Source organism: uncultured Endozoicomonas sp., from assembly GCF_947495845.1.
Lineage (GTDB): Bacteria > Pseudomonadota > Gammaproteobacteria > Pseudomonadales > Endozoicomonadaceae > Endozoicomonas.
On record NZ_CANMAO010000001.1, the window covers coordinates 178,313 to 195,124 of the forward strand.

The window sequence follows — 16,812 nt, forward strand, 5'->3', positions numbered from 1 at the left end:
GTCTCATCGAATAACTGCCATGGGGGGAAGGCCAGAAAGATACAGGGTGAGCGATAAGAGCTGATCCCAGACATTGCCTTTCTCAATGCCTTTTATACAACGGTCGACGTTTCCGGAGGCGTTCAGCATCGCCCGGAAGTCTCTTTCGCTATGACGGGTAATCGCTTTATTTAACAACCCTTTTCTGCGTTTTAACAGGAAGGCATTGAAGCCCATGGCTTTTGCCGATTGATCAATGGCGAGATCCAGTGCCAACCCTCTGGACAGGGATCGGCTCAATTGGCTCAACAGCCGAATTTCTCGAGCCAAAGCCCAGAGAATAATTGGCGGCTCAAGCCCTTCACCTTTTAATACCCCAAGGATTCTAGTGCACTGTCGTGTATTACCGGCAAGTGCCGTATCAATAAGCTGATAAACATCGTAGCGGGCACTGTCAGCAACAGAGTTCCGAACCGTTTCTTCGTCAATGGTTTGGTCTTTTGCCAGCAGTTTTAGTTTCTCAAGTTCTTGAGAGGCGGCGAGAAGATTACCTTCCACTCGTTCAGCCACAAGGCTAAGTGCTTCAGGGGTTGCCCGATAACCATCAGAGTGCAATCGTTGCCCCAGCCAGCTTGGCAGCTGTGCAGACTCAACGGGCCAGATAGCGACAAAGTTGCCCACTTTTTCCAATGTCTGGAACCATTTGGCTTTTTGCTGGGTGCTATCCAGTCGATCGGTGATCAGCAGCAACAAGTTGTCCGGAGACAGGTGACTGGTATATTCCATGAACGCCTTACTGCCAGCATCGCCTGGTTTGCCGCTGGGCATACGGATTTCAAGAATTTGCTTTTCGGCGAATAATGAAAGGCTGTTGGCTGTGGCTAGAAAATCGCCCCAGTCGAAATTGTTCTCAACGTGGTAAACGTGTCGTTCAGAGAAACCGGCAGCCCGTGCATATTGGCGAACCTGGTCGCAGCATTGGGATACCTGAAAAGGTTCATCACCACTGATAATATAAACGGGGGCAAGCTGTTTTTTCAGCTGCCCCTCAAGCTGGTCAACTCGAAGCTTCAAGGCTTAACAGCTTCCTTTTTTTGTTTTTCGATATTTCGCATTCGTTGAACTTCGGCTTCAACGTCTGCTTTGTTCAAACTGCTGATGCGCATCAGCGTGGCAGCGATGAGCTCCTGACGAAGTTCGTTGAATACAACCGCCTGTTCGGAATCAGAAGCGTTGGTGGTGTTTTCATTCAGAGTCAGATAACGCTCACGGTTCAATTTAACCGGCGCAAACAACGGCAGACCAGACATCGTCTCTAATTGATAGGTGACGGAGAAATTGATTTTCTGTTCATACCGATCGGCAATAGCCACATTTTCCTGCTCAGAGCGTTGTTCTACCTCAAGCAGGTGGATTTTGTAGGGTGCATCAGCCGAAACATCGATACCGCTGTTTTCCATGGCTCTGGACAGGTAACGACTGAACACGGATTCACCACCACCATTTTCACCAGCAATGGCAATCTGTTTGAGATCGCCTGTAGCGTTCATCTGCCCTCGGAGTTGGAAGCCGCAGGCGGTCAACAGACTGGTCATTAGCAGCAGCATGGACAACGCTACTGAACGATGGGTGTGTTTCATGATCTCTCCGATGCTCTCTTCATAGTCCGATGTTCTCTTCATAGATAGTATCACTGATACAGGAACAATAACGGCTAACTTTATCACGAGGAGGATAGGGCGGGAAAAGAAAATTCAAACATACAACACCGCCGCAATGAATGCGGCGGTGTTTATTTTCAGAAGTATTCCAGTTAGATCAAATCAAACCGATCCGCATTCATCACCTTCGTCCAGACGGCAACAAAGTCAGTCACGAATTTTTCCTGATTATCATCCTGAGCATACACCTCGGCATAAGCCCGGAGGATGGAGTTTGAGCCAAACACCAGATCAACCCGAGTAGCAGTCCACTTGACTTCGCCGGTCTTACGGTCACAAATCTCATAAAGACCGTTATCTGAAGGCTTCCAGCTGTAATTCATCTCCAGCAGGTTGACAAAGAAGTCGGTGGTCAGCTGGCCTTCACGATCCGTGAATACGCCATGCTTTGTGCTGCCATGGTTAGTACCCAGAACACGCATGCCACCCACCAGTGTTGTCATTTCATGGGCGGTTAATCCCATAAGCTGAGCACGGTCTAACAGCATTTCTTCTGCTGCCACTGCATAGTCTTTCTTCAGCCAGTTACGGAAACCATCGTGCAGAGGTTCCAGTACTTCAAAAGACGCTACATCGGTTTGCTCGAGGGTGGCATCACCACGGCCTGCAGCGAAAGGCACTTTCACATCAAAGCCAGCGGCTTTAATGGATGCCTCCAAACCTACGTTACCCGCCAGAACAATCAAGTCCGCCATGCTGACGCCAGTTTCTGCGGCAATCGGCTCAAGTGCAGTCAGCACTTTATCAAGGCGCTGAGGCTCATTGCCTTCCCAGTTTTTCTGGAAGTTCAGACGGATGCGGGCACCGTTGGCACCGCCTCGTTTGTCGGAGCCGCGGAAGGTTCTGGCGCTGTCCCAGGCAGTGGCAATCATATCGCTGTTGCTAAGGCCAGTGGCTGCGATTTTGGCTTTAACGGCATCTACATCATAATCCGCTTTACCGGCAGGAATTGGATCTTGCCAGATCAGATCTTCCTGTGGCACTTCCGGGCCGATGTAACGGGATTTTGGCCCGAAGTCTTTGTGGGTCAGTTTGAACCATGCCCGGGCAAACACTTCAGAGAAGTACGCCTGATCATCACGGAAGCGCTCGGAAATCTTGCGATATTCCGGATCAACCTTCAGTGCCATATCCGCATCGGTCATGATCGGGTTATAGCGAATGGAAGAGTCTTCCACATCCACCGGCATATCGGCTTCTTCGATGTTGATAGGTTCGTACTGCCAGGCGCCGGCTGGGCTCTTCTTCAGTTCCCAATCGTATTTGAACAGCAGATAAAAGAAGCCGTTATCCCACTTCGTTGGATTGGTGGTCCAGGCGCCTTCAATGCCTGAGGACACAGTGTTGCGACCAATGCCGCGATTGGTTTTGTTCAGCCAGCCCAAACCTTGATCTTCCAGCTCCGCACCTTCTGGCGCTTCGCCCAGCAGTTCAGCTTTGCCGTTGCCGTGACATTTGCCCACGGTATGACCACCGGCAGCCAGTGCCACGGTTTCTTCGTCACTCATAGCCATGCGTTCAAAGGTGATGCGCATATCGCGAGCGGTTTTCAACGGATCAGGGTTGCCGTCAACGCCTTCCGGGTTCACGTAGATCAGTCCCATCATGACGGCAGCCAGAGGGTTTTCCAGATCACGTTCACCGGAGTAACGGCTGCCTTCCGCGCCAGAAGGCGCCAGCCATTCTTTTTCTGAACCCCAATAGGTATCTTTTTCTGGATGCCAAATATCTTCCCGACCAAAGGCAAAACCAAAGGTTTTCAGGCCCATGGATTCATAGGCGACAGTGCCAGCATAGGCAATGAGATCAGCCCAACTCAGTTTGTTGCCGTACTTTTTCTTGATTGGCCACAGTAGACGACGGGCTTTGTCCAGATTGACGTTATCTGGCCAGGAGTTTAATGGTGCAAAGCGCAGGTTGCCGGTGCCAGCACCGCCACGGCCATCGGCAGTTCGGTAGGTGCCGGCAGCATGCCAGGACATACGAATCATCAGGCCGCCGTAGTGTCCCCAATCCGCAGGCCACCATTCCTGGGAGTTGGTCATCAGGTCTTTGATGTCTTGTTTTAGAGCAGTAAAATCGAGGGTTTTTACCGCTTCCCGGTAGTTAAATTCCGGTGCCATCGGGTCGGTCTTCTGATCGTGTTGATGCAGAATGTCCAGGTTGAGGGCTTTTGGCCACCAATCAATATTAGACTTGCCGCTTTCTGTGACGGCACCGTGCATCACAGGGCATTTTCCAGCGTGAGAATTACTCATTTTCCAGTTCTTCGTGAAGGTTAACTGTAATCATTATCAAAAACATTGGGTGAGTGAGTTTTGATTTTGGTCAGTATTTCTACCGATAAAGCGGTGTTTGTTTTGTAAATATCGAATAAGGATAGGTGTATTTTTTAATGCTTGATTGTCTTTGCGAACAAAAGGTGAGGGTTGAGCGATTTTGAGTATTCGTTTAATACCTGCTGGCAGAAGCTTTGTTTATGCCAGCAGGTATTAAAAGCAATCTGTCTTACATTAAGACTTCCACAGAGGCGATACGACTGAGGGTTACTGGTCTGATCACTTCACCGCCGGCCTGATCACTTTTCAGTTTCATCAGTCTTTCATCAAGGCTTTCCAGAAAGCCTTCATACTGTCGACCACTGAACAATGTGATTCGTATCGGGCGTGGTTCACCCTCTGCCAGTTCTTCTATAGATATCGGTGTAAAAACTTGGTGTTGGCCCGTATACATCTCTCTTTGACCACGATCTTCTGTTGAAGGTTGTGCCGGCACCTGAGTATCGACGACAGGCGTTGCTTTTGTTTCAGGTAGGGGTTTGGGTACTTCAGGTTGAGTGAAAGCCATCAGTATGTCATCTACCCGATTGCCAAGCGCCACAGGATTCAGTGCCAGCTCCGGCATCAATAGCTCTTCATTATTGATGGCGATATAGAGCTGGCTAATAGGAGGAGGTGTGCTGTCCCAGTTGAGCTTGGCCAGAGGGAGCGGTTGTTGCAGTTCCAAATTGATGGCGATGCGACGTGGATTCTGGAAAAAGCTTCCGTAGGTCGCTCTGAACTCCTGACCGGGAATAATACCCCAAACGGAACTGAAGTAAGCATCGTCCTGAGTCACTAGGTTGTTTATATAGCGCGCTTTACTGATGCCTGAAGCATTAGCACAGAAGCTGACTTTTTTATCAGTGTAACCATCATCCAGATAATTGATCGATAATCGTTGGATAGCCACCTTATCGCTAGCGTCCAGTGCTTCGTAGTGTAATCCAGCTACATTGCTGAGAGTCATACCCAGAGTCGAAAAGCCAAGGCCTTGTATTTCGGCATCAAACACCAGGTCCATGGTTTGATTGAAGGCAAAATATTCGAAATTAACACCGAGATTGAACAATGTATTTGAAGAGTACCCCATGCGTTTGAGCTGTTCCGGGCCCATCAGATAATTAGCGCCACAGGTTGCCACTGAGTTGCTGTTGAGCAACGCATTTCGAACAGTAAAGTGTGAGGCCAGCCGACTGTTGTCCAGGAAGAACAGTCTGGCACCTTGAAACTCGATATTCAGGCGAGGAGGGACGTGGTAGAAATCACCACTCATGGCCATTTGATAAAGGCCATAAATATCCGGGAATCGTACGACAATACGCTGAACATGAATGGGTGGCTGGGTATCGTTTTGGATATCCACATAGGCATTATTCAAAATGACCTTGCCGCTCAGATCCACGTCTAGATTTTCATAGCTTATACGGACGTAAGGGGATAGGTTGGCTACCCATTGATTGGCCATCAGGCCGATTTTATTGGAAAAGAAATAGCCCATGCCCGCTGCTATGGAAGCCAGCAGAACTGAAACAATGAAAATTCCTTTTAATAGACGAAACACGGTATGAGTCCTGATTTGAGCATGGGTTATATGTTGCAAAATTCTGCCAGCAAATGCTCATTGATTCCAGCTTGTTATAGGGGGAATTGTAACTATGTGCGATGGTTACAATAAATGGCTGATTTTTAATCGAAAACAGGAACTTATTTGTTATTCAAGGGTCTGAAATATCACTACAGGGAGCCTTTGTTTTATTGTTTTATCAGGAAAATGGGGGGATTTGAGACGTGTCAGCGTTTTGCTGGGGGATTTTGGCCTCATTATGACAGTGGGAGTAAGCACTAACAGAGCGGCTGTGATTTCACAGACAGCCATAAAAACCGTTTCGTTGCTCAGTAAAACCGGAGCAGGCTCCTGCGAAATGCGGGGCATTTCTGCCTCGTTGAATGTGAAGAGTGCCTTCATTGGGCAAAGGGCTGAGTACCGGGCTCAGTCTTCGTTGCTGATGGTTAATCGGCAAATTTGTCCGATGTCCCCAAGCCCTTCCAGGCTGATGGGTTTTTACCCGACACCTCAGCTGACACCTGCCGACCTTCTGGCTCGCCCAATGCTGCTTGCGCCGCGACTATCACTGTTGCCGCCACCAAGCTTTTCTCCCAGTGACTTCCAGTTCCAGCAAATCCGGCCTGTGCTGTTGATGTTACCTGGGCTGATTTTATCGATGGAGGGTGCTGATTCAGATGAGAGTGCGCAAATCATTCGAGTGATTCAGTGCTTTTTGGGGATTTCGGATAACCCGGAGCTGTGCAAGGGAATGCTGCAGGGTGGTCATCTGGGAATTAGAGCGCATATGTATTCTATGCAAATGTTGCTCTGTGATGTGCTTTTGAGCCTTGGTGTGAAGGTACATGAGGGGGTGGATTTATCGATGATTCTCAGGGAACAGACGCCCGGAGCGAGTCATCTTGATATTCAGGATTCAAGAGGTGATCAATCTCAGACTGTCAATCAAATGGTCAGTGATGCTGATTTAGCCACAGCACTGGAACAGCAATTGCCTGAGCTGCTAACACTTTGTTCGCAAGTGGAGTGTGATCCCGAATACCCCAAGCTTTCTAGCCTGTTGTCGTCTAGTCAGTCTGATGATAAATCGGATCTTGCTTCGGATCATCGTCTGGCTAACAAAAACGCAGTTTTATTAAAAGAGGGACAACAAAAAATAGGGACGATGCTGGAAGCAGCTTTAAAGTCGAGCCTAACGCTTTTTTCAAGCTCGGCTCTCAATCAGGCAGCACCTTTGGCATCAGCAGCAACAGCCTCATTAGTGGGTTCGATGGCTTTGAATATGGCAACGATGGCTGCTCCTATAGCTATGATAGAAGGTTTGCAGAAACAATTGCCAACCAATATTATTATTCCGGGAGTGGGTAGCGGAGGAAACAACGGTCGAATAAATAAGAAGAAAAAAGGTAAGAGCGATCGTGGAGATGATAACGAAGAAGAAAAAGAAGATTCTTATGGTCAGTTTGATGACGACGACTTTTACGATAATCTTGATGATTAGAAATTACAGTCCAAGGTGATGTTCCACCCTGAACTGTAACCCGTTCACTTAGTTAGCAACAATATTCACCAACTTTCCTGGGATGACGATTACTTTACGAACCGTCAGGCCATCCGTAAATTTCGTCACGTTATCGTTTTCCAAAGCCAGTTTCTCGACAGCATCTTTGTCTAACTCTGCAGGTACTTCGAGCTTAGCTCTCACCTTACCGTTAACCTGAACGACCATGGTGATAGCGTCTTTCTTTAGCGCTTCCTGGTCGACTACAGGCCAGCTCGCGTCTAATACCGAATCGCCATGACCCAGTGCTTTCCAAATGCTGTGCATAGCATGAGGTGCAATAGGTGCCAGCATCAAGGTCGTCGCTTCAACAGCTTCACGCATCACAGCTCGATCCTGATCGCTGTTAGCCTTGAATTTATTGATGGCGTTGCTCAGTTCCATGATGGCCGCGATAGCGGTGTTGAACGTCAATCGACGCTCACAATCGTCAGACACTTTGCTAATGGTTTCGTGAACCTTAAGGCGCAGGTCTTTCTGTTCTTTGGTCAGTGCGCTGGAGTCCAGTGCAACAGGATTGCCGCTGGTTTCGCAGTCGGCAATGTGTTCAGCAACTTGTTTCCAGACACGGCGCAAGAAGCGATTAGCACCTTCAACACCGCTTTCAGACCACTCCAGTGTTTGCTCTGGTGGTGAGGCAAACATGGTGTAGAGTCGAATGGTGTCTGCACCGTACTGATTAATCAGTTCCTGAGGGTCAATACCGTTGTTCTTGGATTTGGACATTTTGCTCATGCCCGCATGCTCAACGGCTTCGCCGGTATCTTTCAGGGTAGCTTTTACCAAACGACCCTTATCGTCTAATTCAAAGTCTACGTCAGTAGGAGCAATCCACTGTTTAACGCCTTTTTCATCCAGCTTGTAGAACGTATCTGCCAGCACCATACCTTGGCAAAGCAAGCGCTTGTAGGGTTCGTCGCTGTTAACCAAGCCGGCGTCACGGAGCAGCTTGTGGTAGAAGCGGGAGTAAAGCAAATGCATCACCGCATGTTCGATGCCACCGATGTATTGATCCACTGGCAGCCAGTAGTTGGCAGCTTCCGGGTTCAACATCTGATCATCGGATTTTGGTGAACAGTAACGGGCGTAGTACCAGCTTGATTCCATAAAGGTATCAAACGTGTCTGTTTCACGGGTTGCAGGCTGGCCGTTGTAGGTGGTTTTCGCCCATTCAGGATCCGCTTTGATCGGTGACTGAACGCCATCCATTTCTACATCTTCTGGCAGAAGAACGGGCAGTTCTTCCAGAGGAACAGGTACCTCTGTGCCGTCTTCCAGATATTGCATGGGGATTGGAGAACCCCAATAACGCTGACGGCTTACGCCCCAGTCGCGAAGGCGGTAATTAACCTGTTTCTCACCTTTGCCTTCAGCAACCAGTTTGTCGGAAATCGCAGTAAAGGCTTCTTCTGAAGACAGACCGTCAAACTCACCAGAATTGACCAGTATGCCTTTCTCAGTGAACGCACTTTCAGCAACGCTGATCTCTTCACCATTGGTTGGTGCAATGACCTGTTCAATATTAAGGCCATAGCGGGTGGCAAACTCAAAATCACGTTGATCATGTCCTGGCACTGCCATAACGGCGCCAGTACCGTAATCCATCAATACAAAGTTAGCTGCCCACACGGGCACTTCGCGACCAGTGATTGGGTGAATGGCGCGAATGCCGGTATCAACACCGAGCTTTTCCATGGTCGCCATTTCGGCTTCGGTGACTGCGTTGGATTTGCATTCATCAATAAAGGCAGCCAATTCAGGGTTGTTAGCCGCTGCTGCTTTCGCCAGAGGGTGTTCTGCCGCAACGCCCACATAGGTCACACCCATCAGGGTGTCTGGGCGAGTGGTGTAAATCTTGAATTCTTCTGGAGTACCGTCGGCAGGGTTGGCTACCTTGAAGGTCATCTGAACACCTTCAGAGCGGCCAATCCAGTTACGCTGCATGGCTTTAACCTGATCAGGCCAGTGTTCCAGCTTATCCAGATCCGCCAGAAGTTCATCCGCGTAGGCGGTGATTTTTACAAACCACTGAGGTAATTCTTTGCGCTCAACCGTGGTATCACAACGCCAGCAGCGGCCGTCTTCAACCTGTTCGTTGGCCAGCACCGTCTGATCATTAGGGCACCAGTTAACGGTGCCCATCTTTTTGTAGACCAGGCCTTTTTCATAGAGCTGTGTGAAGAACCACTGTTCCCACTTGTAGTAGTCGGGCTTACAGGTGGCGATTTCACGGTTCCAGTCATAACCAAAGCCTAAACGCTTCAGCTGACCTTTCATGTATTCGATGTTTTCGTAAGTCCATGGTGCGGGTGCGGTTTTGTTTTTGATCGCTGCGTTTTCAGCTGGCAGACCGAAAGCGTCCCAACCCATGGGCTGCAATACGTTTTTGCCACGCATGCGTTGGTAACGGGAGATTACATCACCAATGGTGTAGTTACGCACGTGCCCCATATGCAGCCGACCGCTGGGGTACGGGAACATGGAGAGGCAATAATACTTTTCTTTCCTGCTCTCTTCTGAAGAAGTGTCTTCGGTGACAGCAAAACTGTCGTTGTCTTCCCAGAATTTCTGGGCTTCGCTCTCAATCTGATGCGGTTGGTAATGCTCTTCCATCATCGCTCAACGGGCTTAATCAATTAAGGTGTACTGCCTGTTTTCAGCAGTAAGAGGTCGGTAATACATACTAATCGGGTAGGATACAACACTGCATGCTTGACTGCACTGTTCCTGTTCAATCTCAGTCACTTAAGTACCCAGCCATCTGAAATCATATTTTCTGACCCATTGATCAGGCCCTCTGACTGCGTTGCAACTCTGGTCACATAGCTCGCTATGCTCCCGCCGTTGCGCCTTCCAGAGAACCTGGTCAATAAGCCAGAAATATTCGATTCCATATGGCCGGGTACTTATGAAGGAAAGACCAGCGCCGCCAACGGTTTTAGGAACTTTTGCTCTTAAAATACCTCTATTAATAATTATTTTATAAAAATGTTTATTGCCTGTAGGAGGTGTAATGGCATCGTGCACGCAACTATCTTTGATACCCAGCACAGTACATTTTAAAGAGAGTATCCAACAAGGCTCTGGCAACGCAGTATCTTCATTTGCTACTCATGAAGTTAAGGTTTTAGGTGGGACCCTTCCTGAAACCCCAAGAGGTGGTGAAGCTTTAAATACTGGCAGTGAAAAAAGTGTCATGACTCTTGTCAGAACAAGGAACATAACAGACAAAGCTGATCAGGTTCTCAAGACTGTTCTGGATGACATTCAAGAAATCAAGGATGGTGCAAATAATATAGCTCATGGTTGTAGCGTTGGAAGCAATAGTAAAACCTTTATGGATGAGCCTCTTTGTAGTTTTAGGGTTGATTCACTATCTCAAGCCGCTTCGGGGACGCTAAAGAGACTTTGCTCGGTGGGCAGAGGGCTTGTAAAAAACTTATCGAGAGAGCTTGAGCGGATTATTTATGAAGATCGCTCAATGGATGGTTGGCGATGTGACATATTTGCTGTGCTTTTGGCGAAAACTTATGGGGATGAAGTAACGCTAAATCAAGCATGCCTCGGTTTGCCTGATCTACTGAGAGAGTTTTTTACTAATGCTTTTAACTATGAATCAGTAGTTAAGCAATGTAAAGACAAGGTTGTGTCTGATGCTGTGCAGGTTGACGAACTATGGAAGCTACTCATAGATAATCGCTCACACCACTATGGACGCTTTGCATTTGAAGATGAACCGGGATATCTGGTCAATGCATTTTGTGCATTGATATGCTCATTCAACATGGTTGGTATGGAGGGAGTATTTTCCTATGATGAGCTACTCAAGCTCAACAGAGTAACGGGTGGTATAGTGCTTGGGGAAGGGTATTGGTACGGATTTGGCGTAAAGAAAATAAAACCAGAAAATGAGCTAGATGAAGAAGAGCTCAGGAGGTTACTGAAATCGAGTTTATGTGATTTTGATCAAGAGTTGAAAAAACAATTTCTTCAATGTCGCCCAGATTTAAAAGACTCGATCAATAGAGAGCCATCTTCTGAAGTGATAAGGTCTAGCGGGAAGTATGATTATTTGCTGGTTCTTAAAAATAGTAATCATCCCCTGGCCGGCCAGATTAAAATTGAATACATAGGCGCTCAGCCAAAAAAAGAAAAGGCGAAAAGTATTTTGGCAACCTATTTTCAATGGCTTGACTCTATGTCTGAGTCTTTGGATGATGTTGGTTTTTTAACAGCAACAGTAGCAACATGTAGGGATATTCAAAGGCTGCACCCTTTTGCTGATGGAAATGGTCGTACATTTTTTATACTCCTGACATTCCTCTTACTAAGGAAAGGCTTTTTTGTTAAGAAAATGCCTGATGATCCGTGGGAAATTGATCTCTGCTCTGCTAAATCTTATGCGAAAGAAATACAAGTGGAAAAGTTAGATAGTTCGATATTATTTTCTTCCCCAGTGGACTGGGAAGAAAGTTTGTCACAGGAGAGAAGGATGAAGCTGGCATGTCAGGAGGGTAACCTTGAGTTTTTGGAAAATAATCATCCGGATCATAACTTATGGCCCTTAAATGCTATTCGTCCGACCACTTATAACTATCTTCAGGTGGCAACTGCTTCAGGACAGCTTGAGACTGTTCGTTACCTTTATGGGAAGCTTCAAGTACCTTTAGCTCAAGAGATGAAGATGTCTCTTTTACAGGAGGTGTTGCAGCAAGATAACGTAAGTATTCTCGATTTTTTCTATGATGAGCTTTCTTGGGAAAAAGAATGTCTGGTTCAAACGTTTATCAGTGCCATGGAATATAAATGTTTTAATTGTTTTCAATTTCTAAAGGCGAAAGGTAGCTTTGAAGGGGTAAATGAAAAAACTCAGATTGAAATAATTATGCATGCGAGCATGTATTTTGGATTGAAAGATTTTAAAGAGGTCTTGAGCGTTATCGATTCAGATGCAGCTCTCAATGTAGCGACGGACAAAATAAGTGCAAGAAGAAGTGAAAGGAAATTACAATATTCGGACAAATTGAACCTTATAAGAAGGCGAGAGGCAGATATTAATAAACATCATGCTGTCAGATTATGTGAGATAAACGCTCATTAAAAAGCAGGCCCATAGACCCGCTTCTTAATGTAAGTACCCAGCCATATGAAATCATATTTTCTGACTCATTGATCAGGCCCTCTGACTTCGTTGCAACTCTGGTCACATAGCTCGCTATGCTCCCGCCGTTGCGCCTTGCAGAGAACCTGATCAACAAGCCAGAAATATTCGATTCCATATGGCCGGGTACTTAGTGCGTTTTACGTTTAACGCTGAGCAATCGCCTCAATTTCTACCAGAGCATCTTTAGGTAGACGAGCAACTTCTACGCAGGAACGGGCTGGATAGCCAGCACCCATGTCGTCAAAGAATTTCTGGTAAACCTCATTTACGGTACCAAAGGTGTTGAGGTCTTTAACAAACACAGTCATTTTGAACACAGAGTTCATCGTCAGGCCAGACGCTTCAATGATCGCCTGAACATTTTTCAGAGATTGAAGTGCCTGTTCGGCAACATCGGCTGGCATTTCACCAGTCGCTGGGTCGATAGGCAGCTGGCCGGAAGTGAAGACCAGCGAGCCGGTATCCATTGCCTGTACGTAAGGGCCGATAGCGGCAGGTGCCTGTTCAGTATTGATTGCTTTTGCCATGTTTAACTCCTGACTTTGTCATTTGGGCTAACCCGGATATTTCATAAACATGCTCCCGTTCTCACTTGCCCTTTGCCGCACTAAGGGAGCTTTACTCAGTCGACCGTACTCCCCGGTATTTATGCCCTGTGGGTACGGCGCTCCATCGCAAAATCCCTTAGTACGACAAATGCCTGTGCGAGATTCGGGGCAGTTTATGAAATATCCGGGCTAAGTAGGTGATCACATGAAATCATATTTTCTGACTCCTTGTTCAAGCACCTGTCAGCGTTGCAACTCTGGTCACATAGCTTGCTATGCTCCCGTCGTGACGCCTTGCCATGTACCTGCCCCATGAACCAGAAATATTCGATTCCAAATGATCACCTACTTATCACTAACTACCTATGCTTATGGAGATATACATCAACAAATGCAGCAATACTACCTTTCCATTCTGCGGCCTATACGGATGGTGAGCTACTACTGGTAGGACTCTCTTCCTTCTGAGAAGAAAAACTGAACCACACCAGGCAGCCCAGTGCCAACAAGATGCCCAACGGATAACCAATGGAAGTCGGCAGGTTGAGTCCTTCGCGGGCAATCAATAGGTATGTAGCACAAACTGCGGTCATAAATGTTGCGGGTAAAGAAGCGATCCAGTGTCTTTTTCCGTGATGAACCATGAAGATTGCCGATGTCCAGAGCACAATGGTTGCCAAGGCCTGATTGGAGAATGCGAAGTAGCGCCAGATCACATTGAAATCCACAAAGGCCAGGGCAAGGCCAAAACCAAAAACGGGGGTGGCCAGCAATAGTCTGGATAATATGCTGGTTTGATTTAATTTAAAGGCATCGGCGAAGATCAGCCGTATGCTTCTGAAGGCGGTATCCCCCGAAGTGATGGGGCAGGCAATAACACCCAGGATGGCAAGCAGGCCACCAAAGCTGCCGAGCAGCCCCATAGATATCTCATTGACCACCAGGCCAGCGCCACCTTTATTAAGAGTTTCAGCCAGCCCACCAATACCATTGGGGAAAAAGGACATAGCCGCCGCCGCCCAGATTAGCGCGACAATACCTTCAGCAACCATGGCACCGAAGAAAACCCGACGACCATAAGCTTCAGTGGGTAAGCAGCGAGACATCAGTGGTGATTGTGTGGCATGGAATCCACTGATCGCGCCACAGGCGATGGTGACAAAGAGCATCGGCCAGGCGGGTAGGTTGTCTGGATGCAAATGGCTGGCAGTGATTTCAGGAATGGGTAAATCGTTAAACAGCATCATACCGCCAACACCAAAGGCCATGATGAGAAGAGTGATGCCGAATACGGGATAAATCCGAGCGATGACTTTATCGATAGGAAGAATGGTAGCGATGAAATAATAGAATAGAATAACGCCAAGCCAGAAGCCGGATTTTGCAAACACACCGCCCATTCCAAGACTGGCCAGTAGTTCGGCAGGGCCTACCATAAAGACAACACCGACCAATAATAGAAGCACAACGGTAAAGCCACGGATAACAAGGCGAGTGTTGTCACCCATGTAGTGCCCTACGATTTCAGGAATAGATTTACCTTCATGGCGAATGGACAACATGCCTGAAAAATAATCATGCACCCCCCCACCCAGAATGCAGCCAAAGGCGATCCAGAGGAATGCGATTGGCCCATAAAGTGCACCTAAAATGGCGCCAAAAATAGGGCCAAGACCAGCTATGTTAAGAAACTGGATCAGGAAAATTTTTTTCCAGGACAGTGGCACAAAATCCACGCCATCATTATGGGTGATGGCGGGTGTTGGCCGATCAGGGTCAGCGCCAAACTGCCGTTCGACCCACTTTCCATAGGTAAGGTAACCACCAATCAATATTGCTAGAGCACATATAAAACTAATCATGGCCACCTCCTGACATATCGATCAAATTTTCATCGCAAACGCAAGCATAGATCAAATTTGCTGCAGTACAGCCTTACGGTCATAAGGTTTTCTTATCCTATGCCTTTTTGCTGGTATGGTTGTGGGGTAACTCACTGATTTGCTTTCTTATTCCGAGAAAAGTTTTTAGAGGATTTTTTAATGGCTACTTTTGTTCCTTATAAATCATTTTGCGCCATCTCGTTGATAGTGGTCAGTGTGTTCTATTTGTCTGGTTGTGTTCAGAGAGATACTCGCGTGTTGAGTACAGCGGAAGCGACGAACTTGGCTTATGACTGCGAGCATGGTTTTCGGTTTGTTGCCAGTGTCGAGCCAGATCATGCCTGGCTGTTTATCTCTGGTGAAACCATCAGTTTACCCAGAGCGGTTTCAGCTTCCGGAGCCAAGTTTAATCATGGTGCGAATACTTACTGGAGCTCTAAAGAGGAAGCGCTGGTCGAGTATCAGGGAAAAGCCTATAAACAGTGCAAGATAAATCGCAAACGATCCATCTGGGAGGATGCGAAACTGAAAGGCTATGAGTTTCGTGGGGTTGGCAATGAGCCGGGCTGGGTGCTGACCATTCGCAACAGTAATGAGCTGAATTTGCGCTACGCCTATGGACAGGAAAGTTATCATTTTTCATCAGCACAAAAAGTGGTTGATAAACGGTCAGGTATAACCGAGTACATGGCCAGTTCTGCCGGACATACTCTAAAAGTGAAGCTTGAAGGAAAAACCTGCAACGATTCCATGGCCGATGAAACTTATTCTGTGAGAGTTGATATTACTCTGGATGGTGTAACGCATAACGGGTGTGGCCGAGCGCTGAGAGGCTAATCACTTCTAAGCGCTTTGGTGGGTGAAATAGGTGTGGGTAATCTGAAAACCACGAGATAGGTAGAGATAATAAAGGTCAGTATGGCTGCTCCTTCGATCACCAGGGCGGCATCCTGGTGAATCTGCCCCACATTTAATGCCCCATAGGCCAGAAGCAGTGAAAACTCACTGCTCTGGCCAAGTCGCCAGCCCATTTCCCGTGCATTGCCTGAGCTCTCGCCAGAAAAGTATCTCAAAAAATACTTAAACAACAATGGCTTTGTGATCAAGACAATCAATCCACAACAGCCAATGGCCCAGAGTAGTCGGCTTGGTAAAACAGGGTCAAACGCCGCACCCACAGAAAAAAAGAAAAGTATCAGAAAAAACTCGCGCAACGGTTTCAGCCCCTCGGCAATGACCAAAGAAATAGGCGAAGTGGCGATGCTAACGCCGGCAATAAATGCACCAATCTCATGGGATAAACCAACCATATGTGCCAGTTGTGCCGCCGTCAGACACCAGCCAAGAGACACCAGAAAAATATACTCGGAGATAATGTCGAAACAAGACATCAGAGAGATAAGAACATATCGAACAAAGCACCAGGCGGCTAACGCAAACAGCAGCGTTTTCAGTGGAAGCAGAAGTACCTGCATATGTGCGGCTTCGCCATTACTGTATAAAATTAGAATGGTAATGATGGCCAGAATATCCTCAAACAGCAGGATGCTGACAATCACTTCCCCTACCCGTTGGTGGTGCAGAGTCGTGGTCGGAATGAGTTTCAGGCTCAGCACGGTGCTGGAGAAGGAGAGTGCAACGCCGGCAATGATCGCATCCATGGTTGAGAACTGGAATAACCAGACCATGGATGCCCATATCAGGCAGCTGGTTATGCTGAGGCACAACAACGTGACCAGTGCCGTTTGTTTCAGCTGTTTCAGGAGGTTTTTAGGATGAAGATGCAATCCCAGAAGAAACATCAATAAAATAATGCCCATGGTTGAGATGGCGTCAATATGACCGTTATTGCTGATCCATTGGAACCCGTAGGGGCCGGCAATAATTCCCAAACATATGTAAGCAAGGATAATAGGCTGCTTCAGCCAGACAAACAGTGTGCCCAGTATTGAGGCGCCACCAAAGATGATCGCCATCTCCAGAACCAGATTGTCAAAGGATCCATGCACTGTCGATAAACCGTTTAATAAACGTCATTGGTCTCTCAGAATAGACGGTGATTGCCCGATAA

At 47.4% G+C, this 16,812-nt stretch carries 11 protein-coding genes; 3 read left to right on the forward strand and 8 right to left on the reverse strand.

Features of this window, described 5'->3' with window-relative positions:
• Positions 1 to 3: 3 nt before the first annotated feature.
• The 4 genes from holA to Q1B11_RS00780 form a co-directional block, all read right to left on the reverse strand.
• Positions 4 to 1,053, reverse strand: a complete 1,050-nt coding sequence (gene holA, locus Q1B11_RS00765; RefSeq protein ID WP_299725853.1) for a DNA polymerase III subunit delta — start codon at positions 1,051 to 1,053, stop codon at positions 4 to 6.
• Entirely contained in the window at positions 1,050 to 1,661 is a 612-nt protein-coding gene (locus Q1B11_RS00770; protein ID WP_299725856.1) for a hypothetical protein, read from the reverse strand. The genes holA and Q1B11_RS00770 overlap by 4 nt, the downstream gene beginning before the upstream one ends.
• A 131-nt stretch (positions 1,662 to 1,792) precedes the next feature.
• The gene (katG, locus tag Q1B11_RS00775; RefSeq protein ID WP_299725859.1) at positions 1,793 to 3,958 is read right to left on the reverse strand and encodes a catalase/peroxidase HPI; all 2,166 of its coding nucleotides are present in this window, start codon (positions 3,956 to 3,958) and stop codon (positions 1,793 to 1,795) included.
• Between the two features lie 250 nt (positions 3,959 to 4,208).
• Entirely contained in the window at positions 4,209 to 5,582 is a 1,374-nt protein-coding gene (locus Q1B11_RS00780; protein WP_299725862.1) for a hypothetical protein, read from the reverse strand.
• Positions 5,583 to 5,877: 295 nt separating this feature from the next.
• Between Q1B11_RS00780 and Q1B11_RS00785 the strand changes: the two genes are divergently transcribed.
• Positions 5,878 to 7,086 carry a hypothetical protein gene (locus Q1B11_RS00785; RefSeq protein ID WP_299725865.1) on the forward strand — a complete coding sequence of 403 codons (1,209 nt, stop codon included), beginning with the start codon at positions 5,878 to 5,880 and terminating at the stop codon, positions 7,084 to 7,086.
• Between the two features lie 48 nt (positions 7,087 to 7,134).
• Here the strand turns inward: Q1B11_RS00785 and leuS are convergent, their stop codons facing one another.
• Positions 7,135 to 9,759: a leucine--tRNA ligase gene (gene leuS, locus Q1B11_RS00790; protein WP_299726396.1), complete on the reverse strand. Its 2,625-nt coding sequence runs from the start codon at positions 9,757 to 9,759 to the stop codon at positions 7,135 to 7,137.
• Between the two features lie 400 nt (positions 9,760 to 10,159).
• Here leuS and Q1B11_RS00795 point away from each other — a divergent pair, with 400 nt between their 5' ends.
• Positions 10,160 to 12,247 carry a Fic family protein gene (locus Q1B11_RS00795; protein WP_299725868.1) on the forward strand — a complete coding sequence of 696 codons (2,088 nt, stop codon included), beginning with the start codon at positions 10,160 to 10,162 and terminating at the stop codon, positions 12,245 to 12,247.
• A 206-nt stretch (positions 12,248 to 12,453) separates the two neighbouring features.
• On the opposite strand, the gene Q1B11_RS00800 is transcribed toward Q1B11_RS00795, so the two are convergent.
• Positions 12,454 to 12,837 carry a RidA family protein gene (locus Q1B11_RS00800; protein ID WP_299725871.1) on the reverse strand — a complete coding sequence of 128 codons (384 nt, stop codon included), beginning with the start codon at positions 12,835 to 12,837 and terminating at the stop codon, positions 12,454 to 12,456.
• A gap of 443 nt (positions 12,838 to 13,280) precedes the next feature.
• Positions 13,281 to 14,720 (reverse strand): carbon starvation protein A, encoded by a 1,440-nt coding sequence (locus Q1B11_RS00805; RefSeq protein ID WP_299725874.1) that lies wholly within the window; start codon positions 14,718 to 14,720, stop codon positions 13,281 to 13,283.
• A 180-nt stretch (positions 14,721 to 14,900) separates the two neighbouring features.
• Between Q1B11_RS00805 and Q1B11_RS00810 the strand changes: the two genes are divergently transcribed.
• Positions 14,901 to 15,578, forward strand: a complete 678-nt coding sequence (locus tag Q1B11_RS00810; protein ID WP_299725877.1) for an MliC family protein — start codon at positions 14,901 to 14,903, stop codon at positions 15,576 to 15,578.
• Here the strand turns inward: Q1B11_RS00810 and Q1B11_RS00815 are convergent.
• Positions 15,575 to 16,750 carry a cation:proton antiporter gene (locus Q1B11_RS00815; protein WP_299725880.1) on the reverse strand — a complete coding sequence of 392 codons (1,176 nt, stop codon included), beginning with the start codon at positions 16,748 to 16,750 and terminating at the stop codon, positions 15,575 to 15,577. The genes Q1B11_RS00810 and Q1B11_RS00815 overlap by 4 nt on opposite strands.
• Between the last annotated feature and the right edge of the window lie 62 nt (positions 16,751 to 16,812).